The following is a 24,194-nucleotide window of genomic DNA, read 5'->3' as shown; positions in this document are numbered from 1 at the left end:
ATAAAAAAGAGGCGTTTTAAACGCCTCTTTTTGTATGGTAGATACTGCGATTACTTCCAGCAATCATTATCCAGTTTATCGCTCAAACCGCTGATGGTACGGCTTTTGAACACAGGATTATCCGAGCCGGATTTGAGCTGCGCGCTGTAATCTTTCCATGCGGCAATGGCGTATTTGGACAGCAGTAAAATCGCAACCAAGTTAATCAGCGCCATAAAACCCATGGACGCATCAGCCATATCCCAGACCAGTGGCAAGCTGCCGGTCGCGCCGAACATCACCATGCCCAGCACCATCAGGCGGAAAATCATCACCACGGTTTTGTTCTCCTTGATGAATTTGATGTTGCTCTCGGCATAGGCGTAGTTACCAATGATCGAGGTGAAGGCGAACAGGAATACCGCGATGCCCATAAAGCCTGCGCCGCCGTTACCACCCATGTGGTAGTCAACTGCCGCTTGGGTCAGAGCCGCGCCTTTCGCACCGGTGCCCGGTACATAGGCATCAGAGAGCAAAATGATGAATGCGGTGGCGGTACAGATCACGATGGTGTCGATGAATACACCGAGCATTTGCAACAGACCTTGATTCACAGGGTGCGGTGTGGAGGCGGATGCGGCCGCGTTGGGCGCGGAACCCATACCGGCTTCGTTCGAGAACAGACCGCGTTTGATGCCCATCTCCATCGCTTTTTTAATACCTGAACCGGCGGCACCACCAAGAGCGGCTTCACCGGTGAACGCGTGGCTCAAAATTGTGCTGATCACGCCCGGCAGGTGCGAAAAATTTACGATCAAGGCATAAAAGGCAATTAGCAAATAGGCAATAGCCATGACCGGAACCAAAATTTCCGCGACGCGACCAATCCGTTTAACCCCGCCGAAGATCACCACGCCGGATAAGGTAACGGTGATGATGCCGGTCAAGGTTTTGTCCAGACCAAAGCCGTTGTATAGCGCATCGCTGATTGAATTGCTTTGTACGGCGTTAAACACCAAACCAAAGGCCAGCAACAAACTCAGGGCAAAGGCAATGCCCAATGGACGCGAGCCTAAGCCTTGCTGAATGTAGTAGGCTGGGCCACCGCGATAGGTACCGTCGTCATTTTTGACTTTAAAAATTTGTGCCAATGTCGCTTCGACAAAGGCCGAGGCCATGCCCAGCCATGCCGTCACCCACATCCAAAAGACCGCGCCCGGCCCGCCAATGCTGATGGCCGTGGCGACACCCGCGATATTGCCCGTGCCGACGCGACTGGCCAAACCGGTGGCAAATGCTTGGAACGAACTGATCTGATTCGGGTCTTCGGGTTTGGCGAATGTGACCTGTGTCGCGCGTTTGAGTGCACGAAACTGTACGAAGCCAAAGCGCACGGTGAAATAGATTCCCACCGCGAGCAGCAGATAAATCAATACATAGCCCCAAAGGACATCGTTGATGGCGTTAATAATATTGTGCAGTGTCTGCATGTATTTCTCCTTTGTGGATGAAACGGCAATTATGGTTTTATTTTAATAACGGAGTACTGCTTTTGAAGGATCAATTTTGGTGCATTGAATTCAATGATGGGCAATATGAGATTAAATGAACCGAAGCAGGGCGCTAATTTACCATTTATGGATGAAATGTGTTTGTTATTTTTATGTAAATTTTGTTAAAAAATATATTTTTATGGCTTTTTTATAGAGTTATTTTTTATTTTTTAAGATTTTATTGAAAAAGAATGCTCGTTCGATAAAAAACAACCCCGCCAGAGGCGGGGTTGAAAATCAATCAACATTTGAATTACTGTGCGGCAGGCTGACCGACAAACACTTCCACACGACGGTTTTGCGCACGGCCTGCTTCAGTCGCATTGCTGGCGACCGGTTGAACCGAGCCTTTACCTTCGGTGCTGATGCGGCCAGCGTTCACGCCTTTGGCAACCAAGTAGTTTTTGGTGCTGTCGGCGCGGCGTTGTGACAGCGGATAGTTAATCGCGTCCGAGCCAGTGTTATCGGTGTGACCAACAATGCGTACGGTCGTGGTGTTGTTCGTGTTGAGCGTGGTCGCAAAGGTATTCAATACCGTTTGCAAACGCGGCTGAATATTCGCTTGATTGACCGCGAAGCCTGCGTCGGCCGGAATGTCGAGTTTCAATTGATTGTCCGCCGTGCGGGTCACATCAATACCTGTGCCGGCGGTGGCGGTTTCCATCGCCGCGCGTTGTTTTTCCATTTGGTTATTCCAAACATAGCCGCCCAATGCACCGACTGCCGCCCCGATGGCTGCATCACGACCGACTTTATCACTGCCCGTGGTTGAGCCGATGATGGCGCCTGCAGCTGCACCGGCCAATGCGCCAATGCCTGCGGAAGCAGCGGAACCAGGAGGGTTCATGTTACCTGTTGCACAACCTTGCAGAGCCAGCGCGCCGATCACAACGGAAGTCAGTAATACTTTTTTCATATAAATCTCCTTATCAATGGATTCTGCTGGGTTTTACCATCATGACGAGTGTCGTTGACGGTTCAGCGTCATGAGCAACAACACACTCGGAGTGTGCTGGGTTGACATTGTAGTTTAATTCTATTGATTGTGCTGTGAGCGGGCGAAATTATCTTATTTCTCAAATGCTTATATTCATTTCATGAAGTAAACATGGAGATTATCCGAATATTAATGAGGATTTACCGTCAGATTGATGCATGAAAAATCCCCAGCCAAGGGCTGGGGATTTTGTATTGCTAAGTTAAGCGGTTGGGCAATTACATCATGCCGCCCATACCACCCATACCGCCCATGCCACCCATATCAGGCATTGCTGGTTTTTCTTCTGGAATTTCAGCGATCATGCAGTCGGTGGTCAAGACCAAACCGGCAACCGATGCGGCGTTTTGCAACGCAGTGCGGGTCACTTTGGTTGGATCCAAAACGCCTTGCTCAACCAGATCACCGTATTCGCCAGTTGCAGCGTTGTAACCGTAGTTACCGGTGTTGCTCATCACTTTGTTGACGATCACGCTTGGCTCGTCACCGGCGTTCAACACGATTTGACGCAATGGCTCTTCCATCGCACGCAGTACGATTTGGATACCGGCGTTTTGCTCAGCATTGGCGCCAGCCAAACCAGCGATGGCCGCACGCGCGCGCAGCAATGCAACGCCACCGCCCGGCACAATGCCTTCTTCCACAGCCGCACGGGTTGCGTGCAATGCGTCTTCTACGCGGGCTTTTTTCTCTTTCATTTCAACTTCGGTAGCAGCGCCGACTTTGATCACCGCAACACCGCCGGCCAATTTGGCCACGCGTTCTTGCAATTTTTCGCGGTCGTAGTCAGAGGTAGACTCTTCGTATTGTGCACGGATTTGTTTCACACGCGCTTCGATGTTGGCAGACACACCTGCGCCATCAATGATGGTGGTGTTTTCTTTGGCGATTTCTACGCGTTTGGCTTGACCCAAGTGCTCCAAAGTCACTTGTTCCAAAGTCAAACCGGTTTCCTCAGCGATCACGGTACCGCCGGTCAAAATTGCGATGTCTTCGAGCATGGCTTTACGACGGTCGCCAAAGCCAGGGGCTTTTACAGCGGCAGTTTTCAGGATACCACGGATGTTGTTCACAACCAGAGTCGCCAATGCTTCGCCGTCAACGTCTTCGGCGATGATCAACAGTGGACGGCCTGATTTGGCCACTTGTTCCAACGCTGGCAACAGGTCACGGATGTTGGAGATTTTTTTGTCGAACAACAAAACAAATGGGTTGTCCATTTCAACCACTTGTTTTTCCGCGTTGTTGATGAAGTACGGTGACAAGTAGCCACGATCAAACTGCATCCCTTCAACCACGTCCAATTCGTTTTGCAATGATTTGCCGTCTTCAACGGTAATCACGCCTTCTTTGCCCACTTTGTCCATGGCTTCGGCGATGATGGTGCCGATGGATTCGTCTGAGTTCGCAGAAATAGTTGCGACTTGAGCGATTTCTTTGTTAGAAGAGGTCGGTTTAGAGATTTTGCGCAATTCTTCGATCGCAGCGGCAACCGCTTTGTCGATACCGCGTTTCAGATCCATTGGGTTCATACCGGCGGCAACGTATTTCATGCCTTCGCGTACGACGGATTGTGCCAATACGGTTGCAGTAGTGGTTCCGTCACCGGCGTTATCCGCGGTGCGTGACGCCACTTCTTTCACCATTTGCGCGCCCATGTTTTGGAATTTGTCTTTCAATTCCACTTCTTTGGCCACAGACACACCGTCTTTGGTCACGGTAGGGCCGCCGAAGCTGCGTTCCAAAACCACGTTACGGCCTTTAGGGCCTAAGGTTACTTTTACTGCATCGGCCAAGACGTTCACGCCTTCAACCATTTTTGCACGGGCTGCATCACCGAATAATACTTGTTTAGCTGGCATAACTTTTCCTTCGTAAATGTTTGACTATAAAAAGTAGTTGTACTTGTGTACGTACTTTTCGATTAGTTTTGGATCACACCCATGATGTCTTCTTCGCGCATCACGAGCACTTCGTTACCGTCCACTTTTACGGTTTGGCCGGCGTATTTGCCGAACAACACGCGGTCGCCTACTTGGACGTCCAAAGCAACTTGCACGCCTTGGTCATTGCGTTTGCCTGGACCGACGGCCAAAACTTCGCCTTGATCCGGTTTTTCGGTCGCGCTGTCAGGAATTACGATGCCAGACGCTGTGGTGCGCTCGGCTTCAACTCGTTTAACAATCACTCGGTCGTGTAACGGACGAATGTTCATGGAAAGCTCCTTAATCCTCAAAATAGGTTTAAAATCAAATAGATAAAGCTGAAAAAACTTGGGGTGGTGCTGTTTTCAGAGAGAAATTAGCACTCTCACCCTCTGAGTGCTAATTATGATGGCTGAATGTGATTATTTCAAGGGCAGGCGTAAAAAATTATGATAATCATTCTGGCTTTATAATGAGGTGGTCGGGTTAAGCCATAAAACAACAATGAAATAACGATGAAACAACGATGACAGCATCGAACCCAATATAAGGAGTACCCAAATGAGGACGCGGTGGTTTGGCTGGTTTTTGTGTGGATTTTTAGGTTTTGGCTGCGGCGCGGCGATGGCTGCGGATGACATGATTGAGTTTGCCATGGATTTGCACAGCGCCAGCGGCGATCTGTCTGCGGCACAAAAACAGGATTTGCTGGCGCAGGAGTGGCGTGTGTTAGCGCTTTATTATCCTAAAACCACGACGATGGGGTTGAATTCCAGTTGGAGCCGCTGCGGATTTTTATCAACCCCATGCCTTCAGTCCGATACAGAGAACGTTACTTTACCTGCCTCGGCGGTACGGCGTGAGGGTGAGGTGCTGCATTTTGCTTTACCTAAGCGTTCTCCTGAACGGGGATTTTCGCAGTTAGAGCACGTGATTGTGCGGACTCAATTAAACAGAGAGCGTGATCCGTTTACGCTGGAGTTTTCCGCTGCCTTGGGTGCAGAGGGTGAGGGAAGTGCGCATTTTCCTGTGGTTTTGAATGGCGGTGCTTATTTATTAACAGGAACGATGCATGTGCAAGGGCGCTCGTTTACGGGTATGCCTGGGTGCAATTTATCGCTGCCCGTCGAGTGCGTCGGCTGGGATGAGGCCAAAGGGCGTTATACCTTTCGAACTCGGCATCCGTATGCCTTGTATTTTCAAATTTTTAATCCGCAGAATGTATTTGACCTGCCGGCGAAAGAGCTGAAAAAACCTTATCCGAGCGCGCTGGCTCAGGTGGATATTTACAGAGCGCAGATGTTTGAACAGCGCAAGGAGGGTCGGCACATTACCTTGATTAATATTGAAGGACGACAGTCTGAAAGTAAGGGGCAAGGGTGCTTTTCCAATGATGTGGTGTATCAGATTTTGTGGGTGGATCAGCAGCTGGTTCGCTATCTGCGTCGTTATCCTGACCCGAATCAATGTGTGGGTCATGTCGATGATCTGGAGTGGGGGGCAAAAGGTGAGCTTCTGATGTATTCGGGGATGCGGGTTGATTGGGTCAATCATGGCTCGCGCGTGACTTACTTTGATTGGAATACCTTCTGCGAAAAAATTGACAGCACTGCATTTCAAAAATGTAATGCTGCGCCAGCCACCGCAGCCAAAATCGCTGAAGTCCGCGCGCAGGCGCAAAAAGTGCGGGCGTGGTTCAAATAGCTGTATCTAACGGAATGGATCAGCGGTTGTCTTTTTCTTTTAAAAATAAGAATTTTTGTTGCAAGTTTGTGTAAGTGCTTTTATCGTAATGCTCCATTGAGCTCAAAAAAGTTCAATCGGTGGGCAACAGTCACGGTAACCCCGTGGCTTTGCCCGATCAAAACGAAGTGAAGGCTTTTCTATCCGAAAAGTACTTGACAGTCTTTACCTGTATTAGTTAAGACTTAATCTGACGTTTTGTTTATCATATAGGAAACAAAGGAGTCAGAAATGAACACTCAATCAAGTCACAAGATTATCAAAAATAAATTAGGTTTGCTCAATTTAGCCCAAACTTTGGGCAGTGTCTCAAAAGCCTGCAAGACGATGGGATTTAGTCGAGACAGTTACTATCGGTTTAGAGATTTGTATGAGCGCGGAGGTGAGGCGGCGTTACAAGAAATCAGTCGCCGTAAACCGATACTCAAGAACCGTATCGACCCGTCAATAGAAGAAGCGGTGGTCAACTTCGCCATAGACAAACCCGCGTATGGACAGCACCGAGTGAGCAATGAATTACGCAAAGTTGGCGTATTTGTTTCAGGTGGTGGCGTTCGTTCCATTTGGTTACGCCATGACTTAGAAACCTTCCAGAAGCGACTCAAAGCATTATCAGCCAAAATCGCACAAGACGGCATCATACTCACAGAAGACCAACTGTTTGCACTCGAACGTGCTCGCGAAGAGAAACAAGCGCATGGTGAAATCGAAACCGAACATCCAGGCTATTTGGGTTCGCAAGACACCTATTACGTCGGCACGATTAAAGGCGTGGGGCGGATTTATCAACAAACCTACATCGACACTTACTGCAAGCTGGCGATTGTCAAACTGTATCAACAAAAACACGCCATTACTTCGGCTGATTTGCTTAATGACCGTGTGATACCGTTCTATGAGGCGCACGACATACCGCTGTTACGCATCCTTACAGACCGAGGCAGTGAATACTGTGGCAACCGAGAAACGCATGAGTATCAGTTATATTTGGACTTAGAGGACATTGAGCACACGCGTACCAAGGTCAAGCATCCGCAAACCAATGGCATTTGTGAACGTTTCCACAAAACCATACAAAACGAATTCTACGCCACCGCATTTCGGCGTAAAATATACAACAGTTTGGAAGAGTTACAAGTCGACTTGGACGCATGGGTGCTGGATTACAACGAGCAACGAACCCACTCAGGGAAGCATTGCTTTGGTAAAACACCCATGCAAACTTTTTTAGATAGCAAACATATCGCTATCGAGAAACAACTGAATCGGACATTTCAGACAACCGAGTCAGTTTTAGCGACAGCCTAATAACTGTCTGTCAGGTCAAGTCGTGGCTACTACACTTTACCACAAGTGAAGGAGACAACCATGTTGCATGTGAATGCACCAACACACAATCCATTTTATTTGTCCATGGGCGCTTTATCCGCGCCAGCGCTGGCTGATCTGGCGCCATTTTTCAACAATCTTCCCGAAAATTCGTATCAAGACGGCGGCTTTCGCAAACGTCGTTTCAGTGCGTTTGTCTATGAAAACGGCAGCGTGCGTCGCTTACCCAAGCGAGCTTTTGCGCAGTCGGAGGATATTAATCATGGGTCTTAGGAAGCAGAATGCTACAAAGGTTGATCACGAAGTAACTTAAGAATGACTTTATATAAATCAGTCTTACGGTGATTAAACCTAAATTCAGTTTCCTTCAAGTGTAGTAAAAAAGTGTTTTTCGGAACGCCGTTAAACTGCATCAAACGACGTTTGGCATAACTCCAGAATGATTCTATCCCATTTACATGATTAGAACCATTCACAAACTCATCTGCACCGTGATTGACCCGAAAGTGTTTATCAAAGCCGATGTCCACCAAGCCATCATAACCACGCCAGCCATCGGTGTGAATGATACTATTAATATCTGCTTTTCCGCGGATAATGGCTTGCAGACTGGCTTTTGAAGCATTCGGCACAATCTCAGTGTAGATGTTTCCATCGCGTTTGAGTAAGCCAAACACGATGGTTTTACCTGAAGCTCCTCGTCCGCGTTTACCACGTACTCGATGCGGACCAAAGTAAGATTCGTCGGCTTCTAATTCGCCTTTAAGCGGTGAGGCTTGCTGGCAAACAATCGCCAAGCGACGACGAATCTTGAGGTATATGCTGTTGATTGAACGGACGGATATACCGCTTAATGCGGCACATTCGGTTGCTGTTAAATCTAGAGCAAAATACCTTAAAATCTGACGAAACTTTGCTTCGCTAATTTTTGAATGGTTGAAGTACTTGTTTTTCATTTGGTCTCAAGAGCTTAGCGCTTATTTTAATGCGTTTGCTTCCTAAGACCCTAATCATTTTCAAGGCGGCGTGGTGCGTGAGTACGAGGATATGGAGGACGCATGCTGCGCCAGTACCGGTTTTCAGGAAATGATGGCGCACTTTTGTGCGCAGGCGAAGCTGGCCGAGGGCGTGGAAATCGAAATTCATCAACTGCGTATTTTTGCACAACCCAACGGCATGGCCGAGGTCGCACCGGAGGGCGTGCATCAGGATGGCTTTAATCGCATTGGGATGTTCATGATCAATTATGAAGACCTCAATGGCGGCGAAATCCGCGTGCATCAGGCCAAAGACAGTCCGGCTTTTATCGAGCGCCGTTTCCAAGAGGGTGAGTACATTGTGCTCAATGACGCGCTGTTTTGGCACGATGCCAACGACATTCATGCCACGCGCGCGGATCGCCCGGGTAATTATGATTTGTTCGTTGTGACCGCACGTCAGCCGGAATAACGGAATAAGGGAGTTTTATGATCGTTCACGATAGTTTGACGCAGGTAGCGCGCGTGCGTGCGCTGCTGCCTGCTTTGTCACAAATAGCCCCTTCCGGACGCACGCCGGTTTTTTTTGATGCGCCCGGTGGGGCGCAGGTGACGCAACGGATGCTGGATGCGATGACGGGCTATTTGTCCCGCTATAACGCGAATTTGGGCGCGCCGTATTTTTCCAGTCAGCAAACCGTCGCGGTGATGCAGCAGGCACGCGAGTCGGTGGCGGCTTTACTTAATGCGCAGGCTGAGAATATCGTCTTTGGTCCGACTGCGACCAATTTGATGTTTGGTTTTTCGCGGGCGCTGAGTCAAACGTGGCAGGCGGGCGATGAAATTATTGTCAGTGCGCTGGATCATTATTCCAATGTGTCCTCGTGGCAGCGAGCCGCGCAGGATCGCGGTGTGACGGTGCATCAGGTGCGCCTGGATCCCGAAACCTTGGATTTGGATTATGCGCATTTGGCGCGTTTGCTCAATGCGCGTACGCGATTGATCGCGGTGACTCATGCCTCGAATGTCAGCGGTCAGATTGTGGATGTGGCGCGCGTGGTTGCCTTGGCCAAAAGCGTGGGTGCATTGACTTTCGTGGATGCGGTGCATTACGCGCCGCATCATTTGGTGGATGTTCAGGCGTTGGATTGCGACTTTTTGGCGATTTCTGCGTATAAATTCACGGGGCCGCATGTGGCGGCTTTGTACGCAAAAACCGAGCATTTGGAGCGTTTACAGCCGTATAAGGTGGAGCCGGCCGCGTGCGTGAATCCGCATCAGTGGGAGCAGGGCACGCAGAGCTTTGAGGGTTTGGCTGCGTTGAGCGCAACGGTCGAATATTTGGCAGATATGGCTGCGATGGTCGGATTGGCCGGGCATGCAGCTGCGACGGCCACGCTGCGCGAGCGGCTGGTTGCCAGTTTTGCTTGGATGCATCAGCACGAGCAGGATTTGTCGGCGTATTTCTTGGAGCGTCTGGCGGCTTATCCGCAGATTACTTTGTATGGACGGCGCGAAGTGCAGGGGCGCACGCCGACGTTTGCTTTTCAGATTGCGGGGCGTTCGCCGCGCGCATTCAGTGAGTTTTGTGGTCAATACGATGTGTGCGTCGGCGATGGGCATTTTTATGCGCAGGGTTTGGTCACGCTTTTGGGGTTGATGGAGCAAGGAGGCGTGAATCGTTTGGGCTTTTTGCACTACAATACGCGATCCGAAATCGAACGGTTTTTTGAATTGCTCGATGTGTTTTTATCCCAACCCTGAATATTTTCATCATGTCCCTACTGATTGCCCCACCTGTTATCCCTGTTGATCAATGTGTTGTAACCATGCGTGCGCAAGGGATGGTGGTGATGGGGGCGGCCGATGTGTGCGCGGCGGTGGATGTGCCTATGGAGGCGCTCGCCGCGCTCACGCCTGCGTGGGATCGTCTGTGTCGCGATGAATACCTCAAAGACGGCGGACGTTATCGCTTGCGGCGGCATTCGTGCTTTGTCGTGCGTGATGGCGCAGTGTCGCAAACCGAACATCGCGCGCATTATCAGCCGGTGGAGTACAACGCTTTGCACGGCGGTATGCGGCGTTGGTTCGAGCCGATGGAGCAGGGCGTGGTTGCGCATCCGGCATGGCAACGTTTGATTCAGAGCGCGGCGCAGATGTGCTCGGAGGTTGCGCCAGTTGGCGAGGGGGCGGATCAATGGTACATTGAGGCGCATCAGTTTCGCATTGATACCACGGACGGCATTGGTCGTCCAACGCCTGAGGGCGCGCACCGCGATGGGGTTGATTTCGTCATGGTATTTTTGCTCGATCGCGTTGGGATTAAGGGCGCTGAAACCCGCGTATTTGAGGCGGACGGGCCAAAGGGGCAGCGGTTTACCTTGACCGAGCCGTGGTCGTTGCTGTGGATGGACGATGCAAAAGTGATCCATGAGTCCACGCCGATTCAGCCGGTCGATGAGCATGGTCATCGAGACACTTTGGTGTTGACCTTCCGACGGGATGGTTTTTTGGGTGATGATGAACTGGAGTCCTGAGTGCGTGCTCGAGGGCAAAAGCCCGAAAGCCACCCGAAAACTTGCGCTTTCAAGTAAAATAACGCGTTTTAATTAAACTTTGTCACCGCTATGTCTTGAGAGCGGTTCGAATCGGATTTATTTAAGTTATTTACATGAAAAATATACGTAATTTCTCAATCATCGCCCACATTGACCACGGTAAATCGACCTTGGCCGACCGCATCATTCACATGTGTGGTGGTTTGTCCGAGCGCGAGATGGAATCGCAGGTGCTGGACTCGATGGATATTGAACGTGAGCGCGGGATTACGATCAAGGCGCAAACCGCCGCACTCGAATACAAAGCGAAAAATGGTGAAATTTACAATCTGAATCTGATTGACACCCCAGGACACGTTGACTTCTCGTATGAAGTGTCGCGCTCGCTGTCTGCGTGCGAAGGCGCGCTGTTGGTGGTGGACGCGTCGCAAGGTGTGGAAGCGCAAACAGTGGCGAACTGCTACACCGCGATTGAGCTGGGTGTCGAGGTTGTGCCGGTGCTGAATAAAATCGACTTGCCCGCAGCCGAGCCAGCCAATGCGATTGCCGAGATTGAGGATGTGATCGGCATTGAGGCGCAGGATGCGGTGTTGTGTTCGGCGAAAACGGGCTTGGGCGTGGACGAGGTGTTGGAGCGCCTGATCGAGCGCGTGCCGCCGCCGAAGGGCGATCCGAATGCGCCGTTGCAGTGTTTGATTATTGACTCCTGGTTTGATAACTACGTTGGCGTAGTCATGCTGGTGCGCGTGGTCAATGGCACGCTCAAAGCGAAAGACAAAATTCAAATGATGGCGACCGGTGCGCAGCACGGCGTTGAGCATTTGGGTGTTTTCACGCCGAAATCGAAAAATCTGCCGCAGTTGTCCGCCGGACAAGTGGGCTTCATCATTACCGGCCTGAAAGAGTTGTCCGCTGCGAAAGTGGGTGACACCATCACGCATGTGAATTCGCAGGCCAAACCGGCGGCGGACAAACCGTTGCCCGGCTTTAAGGAAATTCAGCCGCAGGTGTTTGCAGGCTTGTTCCCTGTGGAATCGTCCGAGTACGACGCCTTGCGCGACTCGCTGGAAAAATTGAAACTCAACGACGCATCCTTGCAATACGAGCCGGAAGTATCGCAGGCTTTGGGCTTCGGTTTCCGCTGCGGTTTCCTCGGTTTATTGCACATGGAAATCGTGCAGGAGCGCTTGGAGCGCGAATTTGACATGGACCTGATTACCACCGCACCGTCGGTGGTATATGAGGTGGAAATGCGCGATGGTACGATGGTACAGATGGAAAACCCATCGAAAATGCCCGACCCGTCGAAAATCAACGAGATTCGCGAGCCGATTGTCACTGTGCATTTATTCATGCCGCAGGAATACGTTGGCAGTGTGATCACACTGTGTACGCAAAAACGCGGCGTGCAGATTGACATGACTTACCACAGTCGTCAGGTGAAATTGACCTACGAGATGCCGATGGCCGAAGTGGTGATGGACTTTTTTGACAAACTCAAATCCACCTCGCGCGGCTACGCATCGATGGATTACGAGTTCAAAGAATACCGTCCGGCAGACGTGGTCAAGGTCGATATGCTGATCAACAGCGAAAAAGTCGATGCACTCTCCATCATCGTTCACCGCTCAAACGCCGCTTCACGCGGTCGTCAGGTCGCGGCGAAAATGCGCGAATTGATCCCGCGTCAGATGTACGATGTGGCGATTCAGGCCGCGATTGGTGCGCAGATCATTGCGCGTGAAAACGTCAAAGCCATGCGTAAAAACGTGTTGGCCAAATGTTACGGCGGCGACATCACGCGTAAGAAAAAATTGTTAGAGAAACAAAAAGCCGGTAAAAAACGCATGAAACAAGTCGGCTCGGTCGAGGTGCCGCAGGAAGCATTCTTGGCAATTCTACGAGTGGATGACTAAGGGAGAAATCAAATATGTGGTTTGGCACATTATTGTTGGTACTGTTTATTGTTACGGGTATTTTTTGGCTGCTCGATAAATTCATTTTCGCACCGAAACGTCGTGAAGCCGCCGATGCGATCCGCGCCCAAGCGACGGGTGGATATGACGATGCAGTCCGCGCCGCTTTGGCACGCCCCGCGTGGCTCGAATACACCGCGGGTTTGTTCGGTGTGATTGCCTTGGTGTTCGTACTGCGCTCGTTCGTGGTCGAGCCGTTTCGCATTCCGTCCGGCTCGATGTTGCCGAATCTGTACGTGGGCGACTTCATTTTGGTCAATAAATACACCTACGGCCTGCGCATGCCGATCACCAACGACGTGGTGGTGCCGATGAATCACCCGAAAAAAGGTGAAGTTGTCGTGTTTCAATTTCCACCGGACAAATCGCAAAGCTACATCAAGCGCGTGGTGGGTGAGCCGGGCGACGTGATTCGTTATGAAAACAAAGTTTTGACGGTCAACGGTCAAACCTACCATTTGACCCCGAAAGCCGGCGACATTCCGGCAGCCGAATACCCGACCTATCCGAATAGCAATCAGCCGATTTTGAGTCTGATCCTGTCCAAGGCGTCCGAAGAAGGCGCGGTGACGCACGATATTTTGACCATCGAAAAGCAGCCGGTGATCAATGCGAACGAACTCAAACAGTTCCCCTTCGCGGGCAATACTTCGGCCTGTACTTATCTGCCGAACAACACCGGCATTGAATGCAAAGTACCGCAAGGTCAGTATTTCATGATGGGCGATAATCGTGACAACAGCACCGACAGCCGCTACTGGGGCTTTGTACCCGAGCAAAACATCATTGGCAAAGCCTACTTTGTTTGGATGAACTTTGGTCATATGTCGCGCATCGGTCACTCGATTCAATAACAGACAATATGAGAACCAGCACCTCACCGATAGACCGATTGCAAGAGCAACTGGGCTATCGCTTCAAGCAAAAAAAACTCCTGCAACAGGCCTTGACCCACCGCAGCTACGCGGCCGAGCACAACGAACGGCTGGAGTTTTTAGGTGATGGCGTGCTCAACTGCACCATTGCCTACTGCCTGTATCACCAGTTCGCCCAGCTCAAAGAGGGCGAACTCTCACGCATCCGCGCGCATCTGGTGCGACAAGAAACCTTGGTGATGATCGCGCAAGAGCTACAATTACAACGCTATATTTTCCTCGGTGAAGGCGAACTCAAAAGCGGCGGCTTGGAGCGTCCCTCCATCCTTGCCGATGCGGTCGAAGCCATTTTCGGTGCGATTTTTTGCGACGCCGATTTTGCTACCGCGCAGGCAGTCGTGACCCGATTGTTCACGCCGATTTTGCGCGAACTCGATCCCAATACTGCGGGTAAAGATGCCAAAACCCAGTTGCAAGAGCGTTTGCAGGGGCAAAAACTGCCCACGCCCAAATACGAGATTGTCGCGATTGACGGTGCGGCGCATGAGCAACTATTTACCGTCTCATGCGAAATCCCCGCATTGCAGATTCGCACACAAGGCGAAGGCAGCACCCGCCGATTGGCCGAACAGCACGCCGCCAGCTTGGCGATGGCACAACTGAACGATGGCACACCGACTGGCACAAAATCGGCGAAACGTTCATAAGCAGCTAAAAACGGCTAAAATAAACCATTCTTTTCGGTGTGCTGCCGCAGAACGCGCACGAACCATCTAACATCCCCAATTCTTTAGGAAACAACCATGTCAGAAGACATTCAAAACGATATGACCGAATTCCCCGACGACTTTCGCACCGGCTTTGTCGCCATCATTGGGCGCCCCAACGTGGGCAAGTCTACGCTGATGAACGCATTGATCGGGCAAAAAGTCTCCATCACCTCGAAAAAAGCTCAAACCACGCGTCACCGCATCAACGGCGTACTCACGCAAGACAACACCCAATACATCTTCGTCGACACGCCCGGCTTTCAGACCAAGCACGGCGGCGCGCTCAATCGCGTGCTGAACCGCAACGTCTCGCAGGCACTTGGCGAAGTCGATGCCGTGGTTTGGGTGATCGAAGCAATGAAATTCACGCCGCAGGATGAAGCTGTTCTCAAAATTTTGCCCGAAGCCACCCCCGTGATTTTGGTCGTGAACAAAGTCGATCAAATTGAAAAGAAAAACGATTTACTACCGTTTTTACAAAAAATCTCCGAGCGCTTCAACTTCAAACATATCATTCCCGTGAGCGCGAAAAAAGGCGTGCAAACGCAAGTGCTGCTGGACGAAATCAAACCACTGCTGCCCGAAAACCCGCCGTTTTTCGATGAAGACGACATCACCGATCGTCCAACCCGCTTTTTGGCGACCGAAATCATCCGTGAAAAAATCTTCCGCCTGTCGGGGGACGAAGTGCCGTATGGCTGCACCGTCACCATCGAACTATTTACCGAGGAAAAAAACCTCTACCGCATCGCCGCCGCAGTTTTGGTTGAGCGCGACGCGCACAAAGCCATGATCATTGGTAAAGACGGCGAACGCATGAAACGCATCGCCTCCGAATCGCGGCAGGATATGGAAAAACTGTTCGGCTGCAAAGTGTTTCTCGAAGTGTTTGTCAAAGTGCGCTCGGGCTGGGCGGATAATGAGGCGAGTTTGCGGAATTTGGGGTATGAGTGAAGTTGAATAGCTTATTGGGTATGTGATAATGGACAAAGAGCCCGTCTATACGCAATGGGAACGGTTTCTTTCTCCTAAAGTAATGCAAGAGCGGCTAATTTCTGCCTCCCTCTTACTGCCTATGAGATTCTGAAAGAATCAATTATTGATCGAATTCGTTCGTTTTATATGGTTGGTTGGAATATTGAAGATGGAGAGATAATTGGCAGTGAATATAAATTAAAAGTACTTTCATTAAATAATAGTGTTTTGTATGCATCACTTAGTTGGTTGCGGACTCGAGGTGCCATTAATCAAATAGATCTCGAATCATTTGAAGCTCTTAAGAAGCTTAGAAACTCTCTTGCTCATAATTTACCTAAATTAGTTTTACAAGGTATAAATTTTAAAATTGAAGATAACTTTCAAAAGCTGTTCGATCTGCTGAGAAAAATTGAAGTGTGGTGGATAGTGGAGTTTGAGATTCCCACCAACCCTGATTTTGATGGAAAAGATATTGATGTAGACAAAATTACTCCGGGTCCCATAATCATGATGCAGATGATGTTAGAGGTACTCTCAGGAAATGAAGACTTATTGAAGCATTATAAGGAACATAATCCCCCGAGTGTAGAGTAGGAAATTTTGGTGTTATCGAGAGGTTTTGTTGGTCGGGTAATACCCCCTAAAAAAGCCAGCACCTAAAAGTAGAACCCTTTAAACTAACCCAAAGGAGTTTTACATGAAAGTATCCAAATTCAGCGACAGCCAAATCGCCAGCATTCTAAAACAAGCCGAGTCAGGCGTACCCGTACCCGCACTGTGTCGTGAGCATGGCATCAGCAGTGCCACCTTCTACAAATGGCGCAGCAAATACGCAGGCATGGACGCAAACCTCATGAGCCGCCTCAAAGCCTTAGAAGCCGAGAACACGCGCCTGAAAAAACTCTATGCCGAATCCCAGCTGCACACCGACATCCTCAAGGAGTGCCTTGCAAAAAAGTAAGCGCGTCATCTCGTAAAGAGATGGCGCAACAACTGCACAACGATAAAAACATCAGCATCCGTGCGTCCTGCGAACTCATGAGTATCTCAGAAAAACGCTTTCGCCACATCCCAACGCGCGCGCAAGCCAACGCCATGATAGCCGCTAAACTGATCGAGTTGACCACCACCAAAGGACAAAACACATGGGGCTTTCGATTATGCTACCTGCACATCCGCAACGTCTTGGGCTGGAAATACAACCACAAACGCATCTACCGCATTTACTGCAAACTCGGGCTCAACTTGCGCCTGATTCCCAACAAACGCCTTGACCGAGAAACACCGCAACCACTCGAAGTGCCCGACGCAATGGATGTGACGTGGTCAATCGACTTCACCCACGACAACCTCGAGGATGGGCGCAGCATCCGCTCATGCAACGTCATTGACGACCACAACCGAGAAGGGTTGTTGGCAGAAATCAACTTCTCAATCCCCGCAACCACGCTGACGCGCTATCTCGACCAACTCATTGAATGGCGTGGTAAACCTCAAGCGATACGCTCGGACAACGGCCCTGAATTCATCAGCCACCACTACCAACAATGGGCGCAAAAGCACGACATTAAACTGCTCTACATCCAACCTGGAAACCCACAGCAGAACGCCTACATTGAACGCTTTAACCGAACCATGCGCTATGAATTGCTCAATCAGACATTATTTGAGTCACTCGAACACGCTCAAATCGAGGCGACACAGTGGCTGTGGTGTTACAATAACAACCGTCCTCATATGTCGCTCGGTGGATTCACTCCAGCGCAAACGCGTATGATGGCTTTAACAAACTCACGCGTCCTGCACTAAACGCAGGACTTGTGTTGATTCTACTTTTAGATGCCGCCCTTTTAGGGGGTATTACCGTCGCGCTCTCCGCCGCGAGGCGACTACTTTTTTGCTTGATCAAAAAAGTAGTCAAAAAAATCAAGTTCGCGGTAACGCAAAGCAATGAACGCTTAAGATTGGGTCGGTTTGAAACTCGCGTTTGCAAGCAAACGCTCAGACAACAAACCGACCGATGAAACGACAGCGTTCGTTGGCGTTACAGCGACGGATGGACGAGCTTCGTATTAAGCATTGGGATAGTTTGGGTGTAGGGTGGGCAAATTAATTTGCCCACCATTTTTTATTTGTGGGTGTGACTGGCATTGTGCAGTCGCACGGATAGCGTATTTTTCGGTACAATCTTCGCTTGAGCATAAGCTGTATTAGTTAAGACTTAATCTGACGTTTTGTTTATCATATAGGAAACAAAGGAGTCAGAAATGAACACTCAATCAAGTCACAAGATTATCAAAAATAAATTAGGTTTGCTCAATTTAGCCCAAACTTTGGGCAGTGTCTCAAAAGCCTGCAAGACGATGGGATTTAGTCGAGACAGTTACTATCGGTTTAGAGATTTGTATGAGCGCGGAGGTGAGGCGGCGTTACAAGAAATCAGTCGCCGTAAACCGATACTCAAGAACCGTATCGACCCGTCAATAGAAGAAGCGGTGGTCAACTTCGCCATAGACAAACCCGCGTATGGACAGCACCGAGTGAGCAATGAATTACGCAAAGTTGGCGTATTTGTTTCAGGTGGTGGCGTTCGTTCCATTTGGTTACGCCATGACTTAGAAACCTTCCAGAAGCGACTCAAAGCATTATCAGCCAAAATCGCACAAGACGGCATCATACTCACAGAAGACCAACTGTTTGCACTCGAACGTGCTCGCGAAGAGAAACAAGCGCATGGTGAAATCGAAACCGAACATCCAGGCTATTTGGGTTCGCAAGACACCTATTACGTCGGCACGATTAAAGGCGTGGGGCGGATTTATCAACAAACCTACATCGACACTTACTGCAAGCTGGCGATTGTCAAACTGTATCAACAAAAACACGCCATTACTTCGGCTGATTTGCTTAATGACCGTGTGATACCGTTCTATGAGGCGCACGACATACCGCTGTTACGCATCCTTACAGACCGAGGCAGTGAATACTGTGGCAACCGAGAAACGCATGAGTATCAGTTATATTTGGACTTAGAGGACATTGAGCACACGCGTACCAAGGTCAAGCATCCGCAAACCAATGGCATTTGTGAACGTTTCCACAAAACCATACAAAACGAATTCTACGCCACCGCATTTCGGCGTAAAATATACAACAGTTTGGAAGAGTTACAAGTCGACTTGGACGCATGGGTGCTGGATTACAACGAGCAACGAACCCACTCAGGGAAGCATTGCTTTGGTAAAACACCCATGCAAACTTTTTTAGATAGCAAACATATCGCTATCGAGAAACAACTGAATCGGACATTTCAGACAACCGAGTCAGTTTTAGCGACAGCCTAATAACTGTCTGTCAGGTCAAGTCGTGGCTACTACACATAAGCGCAATGAGATGCTTGATCTCGCTGTATTGGCGCTGTGTATTTTTACCCTTTTCATTTATGCCTCCTCCTATCAACGACCTTCCGATTTCTTCTCTTGACGCGCCGCTTTCGGCGGCGTTGAATAAGGTCGTGAGTAACAGCACCCGCGCCGGGACGAAGGTTTTGCATCAGCCGGCGTATATTTTGCACAGTTATCCGTTGTCGGAGACGAGTTTGGTGCTGGATGTGTTTACGCGAGGTCACGGGCGTTTGTTGATCGTGGCGAAGGGGGCGAAACGTCCGTATACGCGCTGGCGGGCGAGTATTTTTCAGACGTTTCAAACTTTGTCCATCGGTTTTTCGGGCAAAGGTTCGGTGCGCACGCTGCTGGATGCGGAGTGGGTGGGGGGCATTCCGATGCTCGAAGGCGCGGCCTTGATTTCCGGTTATTATATGAATGAGTGTTTGCAGCGGGCGCTGGCGCAGGCGGATGTGCATGCGGGTTTGTTTGATGCGTATCAACGGGGCTTGGCGCAGTTGAGTTTGCAGGCGCATTCGCCGAGTGAGCAGGCGCAGGTGTTGCGTCAGTTTGAGTTGGCGTTGTTGAGTGAATTGGGTTTTGCGCCCGATTTCGATTCGGTTGATGTGGCAGAGCCGATGGCTTTGTATGATTTTGATGTGGCGGCGCATCGTTGGACGCGCTCTGGCGAGCAGAATATTCATCCGCAGATTCAGGTTTCGGGGCAAACAATTTTGGATTTGCGTGCGGGTGATTTTCAGGCGAGTCGCACGCAGAATGAGGCCAAGCAGTTGTTTCAGGCGATGTTGGCGCAGTATGTGTTGGATCGGCCATTGTTAACGCGGCAGGTGGCACGCGAGCTGCGGGCGTTGGCCGATGTATCGGTGAAAACGCAGAGTGGGGGCGAAGCATGATTGTGGGCATTGGCACGGATTTGTTGCGCGTCTCGCGCATTCATGCGGCGTTTGAGGTGCGTGGTATGCGTTTTGCCCGACGTATTTTGGGCGAGCGTGAGTGGGCGATTTTTGAGCGCCGATTTGAGCGTAACCGCGAGCGCGGTTTGCTGTTCCTCTCAACTCGTTTTGCGGCGAAAGAGGCGTTTTCCAAGGCGATTGGCTTGGGGCTGCGCCAGCCGATGAGTTGGCGCGCAGTGGAGTTTGTCAATGCGCCGTCGGGCAAGCCGGAGGCGGTGCTCAATGAGCCGCTGAAATCATGGTGCGCCGAGCGCGGGCTGTCGTTCCACGTGAGCATGACCGATGAGGCGGATATGGTGTGTGCGTTTGTGGTGGCGGAAAAAATATAGGGGAAAAGAATGGCGGAGCGCAATATGGCTTTGGGTCCGATGATCGTGGATTTGACGGGGTTGACCTTGACCGATGAGGATCATCGTCGTCTGGCGGATCCGATGACTGGCGGCGTGATTTTGTTCGGGCGTAATTTTAAAAATCGCGCGCAGGTAACGAAATTGATTCGCGCTATTCGCGCCATTCGTCCGAACATCATCATCAGCGTGGATCATGAGGGTGGGCGTGTGCAGCGTTTTAAAACCGATGGTTTTGCGCATTTGCCATCCATGCGCACGCTGGGCGAGCTGTATGCGAAAAATCCGCTGCGTGCGTTGAAAGTCGCCTCGCAGGTGGGCTATGTATTGGCGGTGGAATTACGCGCGGTGGGCGTGGATTACAGCTATACGCCGGTGCTGGATTTAGACTACGGTGGCAGCACGGTGATTGGCGATCGGGCGTTTGCACCATCTGCTGATGTGGTGGCGACGTTGGCAAAAGCTTTGCTGCATGGGATGCTGCGCGCGGGGATGGTCGGTTGTGGCAAACACTTCCCCGGACATGGCTTTGTGGTGGCAGATTCGCACGTCGATATGCCGGTGGATCGGCGCGGCCTAAAGCGGATTTTGGCCGACGATGCCGTGCCGTATGCGGCTTTGGCGCAGGATTTGGGCGCGGTGATGCCGGCGCATGTGATTTACCCGAAAGTAGAGGCTGCTCCAGCGGGATTTTCTAAAAAATGGCTGGGTATACTGCGCGAGCAGTTGCAGTTTCATGGCGCGATTGTCACCGATGATTTGAGCATGGCGGGTGCGGCGATGATTTACCCCGATGTGGTACAGCGGGTGCGTGCTGCGCTGGATGCGGGCTGTGATATGGCGATGGTGTGCAATCGTCCGAATGATCTGGATGTGGCGTTGAATGGTTTGCCGAAAGCTTATCTGCGTCGGGCGCAGAGTAAAGTAGCGGCCTCCAGAATCAATGGCCTGCGCGCGCGTGGTGTGGCGCTGGGCTGGAATGATTTGCAAAAAGACGCGGCGTATCAATCGGCGCGGCAGACAATCGCTCCGTATATCCGTAATGCAGATGGTCAGAATGGGCAGGCGCTCGCTGATCCGACGGAGATTATGCTAAAGAAACGTTGAAACGCGGAGTGATCGGATATGAATAAGGGGCGCATGATGCGCCCCTTATTTTCAGATGAATCAATATCAATACGGTGTGACCGTTCCCATTAAGTCTTTTAATTTCGGCGGACGTTGGTTCATCATCAGGTAGTACCAGATGGTGTTGGCCATGACGTTTTTCACGTAGCCGCGTGTCTCAGAAAATGGGATGGTTTCGGCAAACACCGCGCCATCGACATTCTGTGTCAAGCTGCGTTTCCACTGCGCCGGACGACCAGGGCCGGCGTTGTAACCGGCGGAGGCCAACGGCATGGAGCCACCGAATTGGTCACGGATTTGTCCCAAATAGGCGGTGCCAAGTTGGACGTTGGTATCGATATTGCCTAAATCGCTTAACTGGAAGTTGCTTAAGCCTTGTTTGCGAGCCAGTATCCGAGCAGTTTCGGGGATGATTTGCATCAAGCCGTGCGCACTGGCGGAGGATTTGGCCAGCGTCACAAAGCGCGACTCCTGACGAATGATGCCGTACGCCCATGCTGCGGGAATCCCTGCGTTGGCCGAATGACGCTGCAAGGTAGATAAGTAGGGCGTCGGATAGCGCTGGTTGAAGTTGTATAGGGTTTTGGTGCGATCGGAGGTGTTGATCATGCGGTCAAGTAAACCCACGCGGCGACCGTATTCGGCGGCGGCGAGCAATTGACGATCATCCATTCTACGCAACGGGTAATTCCACTCGCGGCTGATTTCGAGCATCATGTCCATGTCGGCGAATTTACGCGCGCGCTCGAATCCGGGTGTTTTGCTCGCAGCGGCGACTTCGGCTTCGGTCGGTGTGGCTTTGGGTGGCAAGGTGATGGCTTGTCCCAACTCTTCACGCGCCAAAATACCATAAAAATCGTAATTTTTAGCAGCTTGTTCGTAGAACATGGATGCCTGGGTTTTCTGTCCTTGCTCGGCGTAGGCGCGACCACGCCAGTATTGCCATGTGCTGGTGTTGCGCTCGCCATCACTCATTTTGTCAATCGCTTGGCCGACCAGACTCCAGTTGCCTTCGCGCATACCGGCGCGCGCTTGCCAGCCGAGTACATCATCGGGCAATTGCAATTTCGGGTATTGCTGATAGGCGTTGCGATAAAACGATGCGGCTCCGGAGCTGGCGCGGCGAATTTGGCTGTAGCCGTAGTAGGCTTGGGTCAAGGCGCCTTGCTGCGGCGACATGCCGGAGCTGGCGTTGTTTACCGTGCCCGCGAGTGCACCGGTGCTGTCGTTGTTCGCTTGGTTAATCAGGCTGGCCATGCGTGCCGCAGAACCAGCATTTTTGCTGTAACCGGCCAAACGTGAGCCTTGCGCGCTGCTGTTGTATGCGGACAGGGCGGTGAAGTAGTTGGTGTCCTCTTCGGATAAACCGCGACCGGCGAGCGACTCGGTTAATTGTTGGCAGGCTTTGCTGTTGGCTGCGCGGCTGTCGTTCAGCAGAGGTTTGAGCGTGCTGGCGATGGTGCTGGCGCTCAGGCCGCGATCGAGTTTGCCTTGCTGATAAAAGCATTCAACGGCGGTGTCGTCTTTGACTTCGTATTGGGCATAGTAGCGGTTAAAATTGTCCCAATCGCGACGTGCGCCCAATACATGCAAATAGTCGTTGCGCATGCGGTCGGCCAATGCTTGGCCTTCGTAGCGCTGGATAAACGCGCGGATTTGATCGTCGGGCGCGTTTACATTGCCGGTGCCGTCTTTGTTGTACAACTGTGGTTTGAGACGGTAGTATTCGACGTAAGATACCAGCGGGTAGCCGGACAGTTGGTCGGCCAATTGCGCGGCGCGCGGCGCGTCATTGCGTAACGAGGCGATGCGCAGTTGTTTAAACGTTTCGTCTTGCGAATTCGGGCCAAAGGTCAACGAGCCGTAAGCGCTGGTATTGCCCACGGGCGTGGATTCTTGTGCCAGCGCTGTCATCGTGGCGCTGCTGAGGATGGCCGATACGGTAAAAGCAACCGCACCTGTGCGAATTTGGTTTAAACTCGACATGTATGCTCCCAAATAGTCCGTCGCTCACGCGCGGAATGATTGAACGATAATTAAAATGTATGGCTATTGTACCGATAAAAAGTGGCAAGGTCTGCCACTTGACCGCACAAAGCGGTATTGAAACACACAATCTCGGCGAAAATAAGGCGGCGTTGCGCCGTACGCTCTTGGCGCAGCGCATGGCACTGACGCCCGAGCAGCGGCAACGACGCGCGCAGCAATTAACGCGGGAGTTGTGGGCGTGGTTGACCGAGTGCGTTGAGCCGAATGCCGCGATTGCGCTGTATTGGGCGTTTCGAGCGGAGATTGATCTGCAAGCGTTGATGGATGAATGGCGTGCGCGCGGCGGTCGCGTGTATTTGCCGATTGTGCAGCAGCCCAAAGCACCGCTGAAATTCGCGCCGTATCGTGGATTGGCCTCGATGCAAACCGGCGCGTATGGTATTTTGGAACCGATGTACGAAGCACACGAACTGTGCGAGCAGCCTGATGATTTGGCCGTATTGTGCGCGCCATGCGTTGGCTTTAATGCGCAGGGCTATCGTTTGGGCTATGGTGGTGGTTTTTACGACCGCACATTGGCCAACTGGCGTGCGCAAGGCATGCAACTACCGATCACGGTGGGTGTGGCTGATGCGTGGGCGCAGATTGATTTTTTACCCAATGCGTTTGATGTGCCGTTTGATATGTTGTGTTTGGCAGATGAAACGTAACGG

Annotated in this window: 21 protein-coding genes and 2 pseudogenes; 17 read left to right on the top strand and 6 right to left on the bottom strand. The window is 51.1% G+C overall.

The window, feature by feature from the left end; translation table 11 throughout:
* Positions 1–50: 50 nt before the first annotated feature.
* From ACZ41M_RS05540 to ACZ41M_RS05525, 4 genes are all read right to left on the bottom strand, one after another.
* Entirely contained in the window at positions 51–1,469 is a 1,419-nt protein-coding gene (locus tag ACZ41M_RS05540) for an alanine/glycine:cation symporter family protein (protein WP_464737485.1), read from the bottom strand.
* A gap of 316 nt (positions 1,470–1,785) precedes the next feature.
* Positions 1,786–2,448: a YiaD family glycine zipper/OmpA-like lipoprotein gene (locus ACZ41M_RS05535; RefSeq protein WP_464732112.1), complete on the bottom strand. Its 663-nt coding sequence runs from the start codon at positions 2,446–2,448 to the stop codon at positions 1,786–1,788.
* Between the two features lie 299 nt (positions 2,449–2,747).
* The gene (gene groL, locus ACZ41M_RS05530; RefSeq protein WP_464732113.1) at positions 2,748–4,391 is read right to left on the bottom strand and encodes a chaperonin GroEL; all 1,644 of its coding nucleotides are present in this window, start codon (positions 4,389–4,391) and stop codon (positions 2,748–2,750) included.
* Positions 4,392–4,453: 62 nt separating this feature from the next.
* On the bottom strand, positions 4,454–4,744 hold the full coding sequence (locus ACZ41M_RS05525) for a co-chaperone GroES (RefSeq protein WP_464732114.1): 291 nt from the start codon (positions 4,742–4,744) through the stop codon (positions 4,454–4,456).
* A 271-nt stretch (positions 4,745–5,015) separates the two neighbouring features.
* On the opposite strand from ACZ41M_RS05525, the gene ACZ41M_RS05520 reads away from it, so the two are divergent.
* From ACZ41M_RS05520 to ACZ41M_RS05510, 3 genes are all read left to right on the top strand, one after another.
* Positions 5,016–6,158 carry a hypothetical protein gene (locus ACZ41M_RS05520; protein WP_464732115.1) on the top strand — a complete coding sequence of 381 codons (1,143 nt, stop codon included), beginning with the start codon at positions 5,016–5,018 and terminating at the stop codon, positions 6,156–6,158.
* A 270-nt stretch (positions 6,159–6,428) separates the two neighbouring features.
* Positions 6,429–7,505 (top strand): IS481 family transposase, encoded by a 1,077-nt coding sequence (locus ACZ41M_RS05515; RefSeq protein ID WP_464729930.1) that lies wholly within the window; start codon positions 6,429–6,431, stop codon positions 7,503–7,505.
* A 60-nt stretch (positions 7,506–7,565) separates the two neighbouring features.
* Complete coding sequence (locus ACZ41M_RS05510; protein ID WP_464732116.1) at positions 7,566–7,799, top strand: 2OG-Fe dioxygenase family protein; 234 nt, start codon at positions 7,566–7,568, stop codon at positions 7,797–7,799.
* 11 nt (positions 7,800–7,810) lie between these two features.
* Here the strand turns inward: ACZ41M_RS05510 and ACZ41M_RS05505 are convergent, their stop codons facing one another.
* Positions 7,811–8,482, bottom strand: coding sequence for an IS1595 family transposase (locus ACZ41M_RS05505; protein WP_464729991.1), 672 nt, complete (start codon positions 8,480–8,482; stop codon positions 7,811–7,813).
* Between the two features lie 64 nt (positions 8,483–8,546).
* On the opposite strand from ACZ41M_RS05505, the pseudogene ACZ41M_RS05500 reads away from it, so the two are divergent.
* The 13 genes and pseudogenes from ACZ41M_RS05500 to nagZ form a co-directional block, all read left to right on the top strand.
* A pseudogene (locus tag ACZ41M_RS05500) lies at positions 8,547–8,975 on the top strand (2OG-Fe dioxygenase family protein); the annotation flags it as partial.
* Between the two features lie 17 nt (positions 8,976–8,992).
* Positions 8,993–10,267 carry a cysteine desulfurase-like protein gene (locus ACZ41M_RS05495; protein WP_464732117.1) on the top strand — a complete coding sequence of 425 codons (1,275 nt, stop codon included), beginning with the start codon at positions 8,993–8,995 and terminating at the stop codon, positions 10,265–10,267.
* A 65-nt stretch (positions 10,268–10,332) separates the two neighbouring features.
* Positions 10,333–11,040, top strand: coding sequence for a 2OG-Fe dioxygenase family protein (locus tag ACZ41M_RS05490; RefSeq protein WP_464737484.1), 708 nt, complete (start codon positions 10,333–10,335; stop codon positions 11,038–11,040).
* A 134-nt stretch (positions 11,041–11,174) separates the two neighbouring features.
* The gene (gene lepA / locus ACZ41M_RS05485) at positions 11,175–12,977 is read left to right on the top strand and encodes a translation elongation factor 4 (protein WP_464729925.1); all 1,803 of its coding nucleotides are present in this window, start codon (positions 11,175–11,177) and stop codon (positions 12,975–12,977) included.
* Between the two features lie 14 nt (positions 12,978–12,991).
* Positions 12,992–13,891, top strand: coding sequence for a signal peptidase I (gene lepB / locus ACZ41M_RS05480; RefSeq protein WP_464729926.1), 900 nt, complete (start codon positions 12,992–12,994; stop codon positions 13,889–13,891).
* A gap of 8 nt (positions 13,892–13,899) precedes the next feature.
* Positions 13,900–14,619: a ribonuclease III gene (gene rnc, locus ACZ41M_RS05475; protein ID WP_464729927.1), complete on the top strand. Its 720-nt coding sequence runs from the start codon at positions 13,900–13,902 to the stop codon at positions 14,617–14,619.
* A 96-nt stretch (positions 14,620–14,715) separates the two neighbouring features.
* Positions 14,716–15,636, top strand: a complete 921-nt coding sequence (gene era / locus ACZ41M_RS05470) for a GTPase Era (protein ID WP_464729928.1) — start codon at positions 14,716–14,718, stop codon at positions 15,634–15,636.
* 168 nt (positions 15,637–15,804) lie between these two features.
* Positions 15,805–16,254: a hypothetical protein gene (locus ACZ41M_RS05465; protein ID WP_464729929.1), complete on the top strand. Its 450-nt coding sequence runs from the start codon at positions 15,805–15,807 to the stop codon at positions 16,252–16,254.
* Between the two features lie 103 nt (positions 16,255–16,357).
* Positions 16,358–17,469 (top strand): annotated as a pseudogene (locus ACZ41M_RS05460) (IS3 family transposase).
* A 458-nt stretch (positions 17,470–17,927) separates the two neighbouring features.
* Positions 17,928–19,004, top strand: a complete 1,077-nt coding sequence (locus ACZ41M_RS05455) for an IS481 family transposase (RefSeq protein ID WP_464729930.1) — start codon at positions 17,928–17,930, stop codon at positions 19,002–19,004.
* A gap of 170 nt (positions 19,005–19,174) precedes the next feature.
* Positions 19,175–19,957, top strand: coding sequence for a DNA repair protein RecO (gene recO / locus ACZ41M_RS05450; protein WP_464729931.1), 783 nt, complete (start codon positions 19,175–19,177; stop codon positions 19,955–19,957).
* On the top strand, positions 19,954–20,346 hold the full coding sequence (acpS, locus tag ACZ41M_RS05445; RefSeq protein ID WP_464729932.1) for a holo-ACP synthase: 393 nt from the start codon (positions 19,954–19,956) through the stop codon (positions 20,344–20,346). Before recO ends, acpS begins: the two co-directional genes overlap by 4 nt.
* 9 nt (positions 20,347–20,355) lie before the next feature.
* The gene (gene nagZ / locus ACZ41M_RS05440) at positions 20,356–21,471 is read left to right on the top strand and encodes a beta-N-acetylhexosaminidase (RefSeq protein ID WP_464729933.1); all 1,116 of its coding nucleotides are present in this window, start codon (positions 20,356–20,358) and stop codon (positions 21,469–21,471) included.
* A 66-nt stretch (positions 21,472–21,537) separates the two neighbouring features.
* Here the strand turns inward: nagZ and ACZ41M_RS05435 are convergent, their stop codons facing one another.
* Positions 21,538–23,478 (bottom strand): lytic transglycosylase domain-containing protein, encoded by a 1,941-nt coding sequence (locus ACZ41M_RS05435; RefSeq protein ID WP_464729934.1) that lies wholly within the window; start codon positions 23,476–23,478, stop codon positions 21,538–21,540.
* Positions 23,479–23,576: 98 nt separating this feature from the next.
* Here ACZ41M_RS05435 and ACZ41M_RS05430 point away from each other — a divergent pair, with 98 nt between their 5' ends.
* The gene (locus ACZ41M_RS05430; RefSeq protein ID WP_464729935.1) at positions 23,577–24,191 is read left to right on the top strand and encodes a 5-formyltetrahydrofolate cyclo-ligase; all 615 of its coding nucleotides are present in this window, start codon (positions 23,577–23,579) and stop codon (positions 24,189–24,191) included.
* Positions 24,192–24,194 lie beyond the last annotated feature (3 nt).

It is taken from the genome of Puribacter membranae, assembly GCF_055380425.1.
This window is presented reverse-complemented; position numbering and strand designations above follow the sequence as displayed.

Bases quoted from the DNA above. Each gene is read 5' to 3' on its own strand.
- era (WP_464729928.1), top strand. From the start codon at position 14,716: ATGTCAGAAGACATTCAAAACGATATGACCGAATTCCCCGACGACTTT.
- rnc (WP_464729927.1), top strand. From the start codon at position 13,900: ATGAGAACCAGCACCTCACCGATAGACCGATTGCAAGAGCAACTGGGC.
- ACZ41M_RS05535 (WP_464732112.1), bottom strand. From the start codon at position 2,448: ATGAAAAAAGTATTACTGACTTCCGTTGTGATCGGCGCGCTGGCTCTG.
- ACZ41M_RS05465 (WP_464729929.1), top strand. From the start codon at position 15,805: ATGGTTGGTTGGAATATTGAAGATGGAGAGATAATTGGCAGTGAATAT.
- lepB (WP_464729926.1), top strand. From the start codon at position 12,992: ATGTGGTTTGGCACATTATTGTTGGTACTGTTTATTGTTACGGGTATT.
- ACZ41M_RS05505 (WP_464729991.1), bottom strand. From the start codon at position 8,482: ATGAAAAACAAGTACTTCAACCATTCAAAAATTAGCGAAGCAAAGTTT.
- ACZ41M_RS05495 (WP_464732117.1), top strand. From the start codon at position 8,993: ATGATCGTTCACGATAGTTTGACGCAGGTAGCGCGCGTGCGTGCGCTG.
- acpS (WP_464729932.1), top strand. From the start codon at position 19,954: ATGATTGTGGGCATTGGCACGGATTTGTTGCGCGTCTCGCGCATTCAT.
- groL (WP_464732113.1), bottom strand. From the start codon at position 4,391: ATGCCAGCTAAACAAGTATTATTCGGTGATGCAGCCCGTGCAAAAATG.
- ACZ41M_RS05525 (WP_464732114.1), bottom strand. From the start codon at position 4,744: ATGAACATTCGTCCGTTACACGACCGAGTGATTGTTAAACGAGTTGAA.
- ACZ41M_RS05490 (WP_464737484.1), top strand. From the start codon at position 10,333: ATGCGTGCGCAAGGGATGGTGGTGATGGGGGCGGCCGATGTGTGCGCG.
- ACZ41M_RS05435 (WP_464729934.1), bottom strand. From the start codon at position 23,478: ATGTCGAGTTTAAACCAAATTCGCACAGGTGCGGTTGCTTTTACCGTA.
- ACZ41M_RS05510 (WP_464732116.1), top strand. From the start codon at position 7,566: ATGTTGCATGTGAATGCACCAACACACAATCCATTTTATTTGTCCATG.
- ACZ41M_RS05515 (WP_464729930.1), top strand. From the start codon at position 6,429: ATGAACACTCAATCAAGTCACAAGATTATCAAAAATAAATTAGGTTTG.
- ACZ41M_RS05520 (WP_464732115.1), top strand. From the start codon at position 5,016: ATGAGGACGCGGTGGTTTGGCTGGTTTTTGTGTGGATTTTTAGGTTTT.
- ACZ41M_RS05455 (WP_464729930.1), top strand. From the start codon at position 17,928: ATGAACACTCAATCAAGTCACAAGATTATCAAAAATAAATTAGGTTTG.
- ACZ41M_RS05540 (WP_464737485.1), bottom strand. From the start codon at position 1,469: ATGCAGACACTGCACAATATTATTAACGCCATCAACGATGTCCTTTGG.
- nagZ (WP_464729933.1), top strand. From the start codon at position 20,356: ATGGCGGAGCGCAATATGGCTTTGGGTCCGATGATCGTGGATTTGACG.
- lepA (WP_464729925.1), top strand. From the start codon at position 11,175: ATGAAAAATATACGTAATTTCTCAATCATCGCCCACATTGACCACGGT.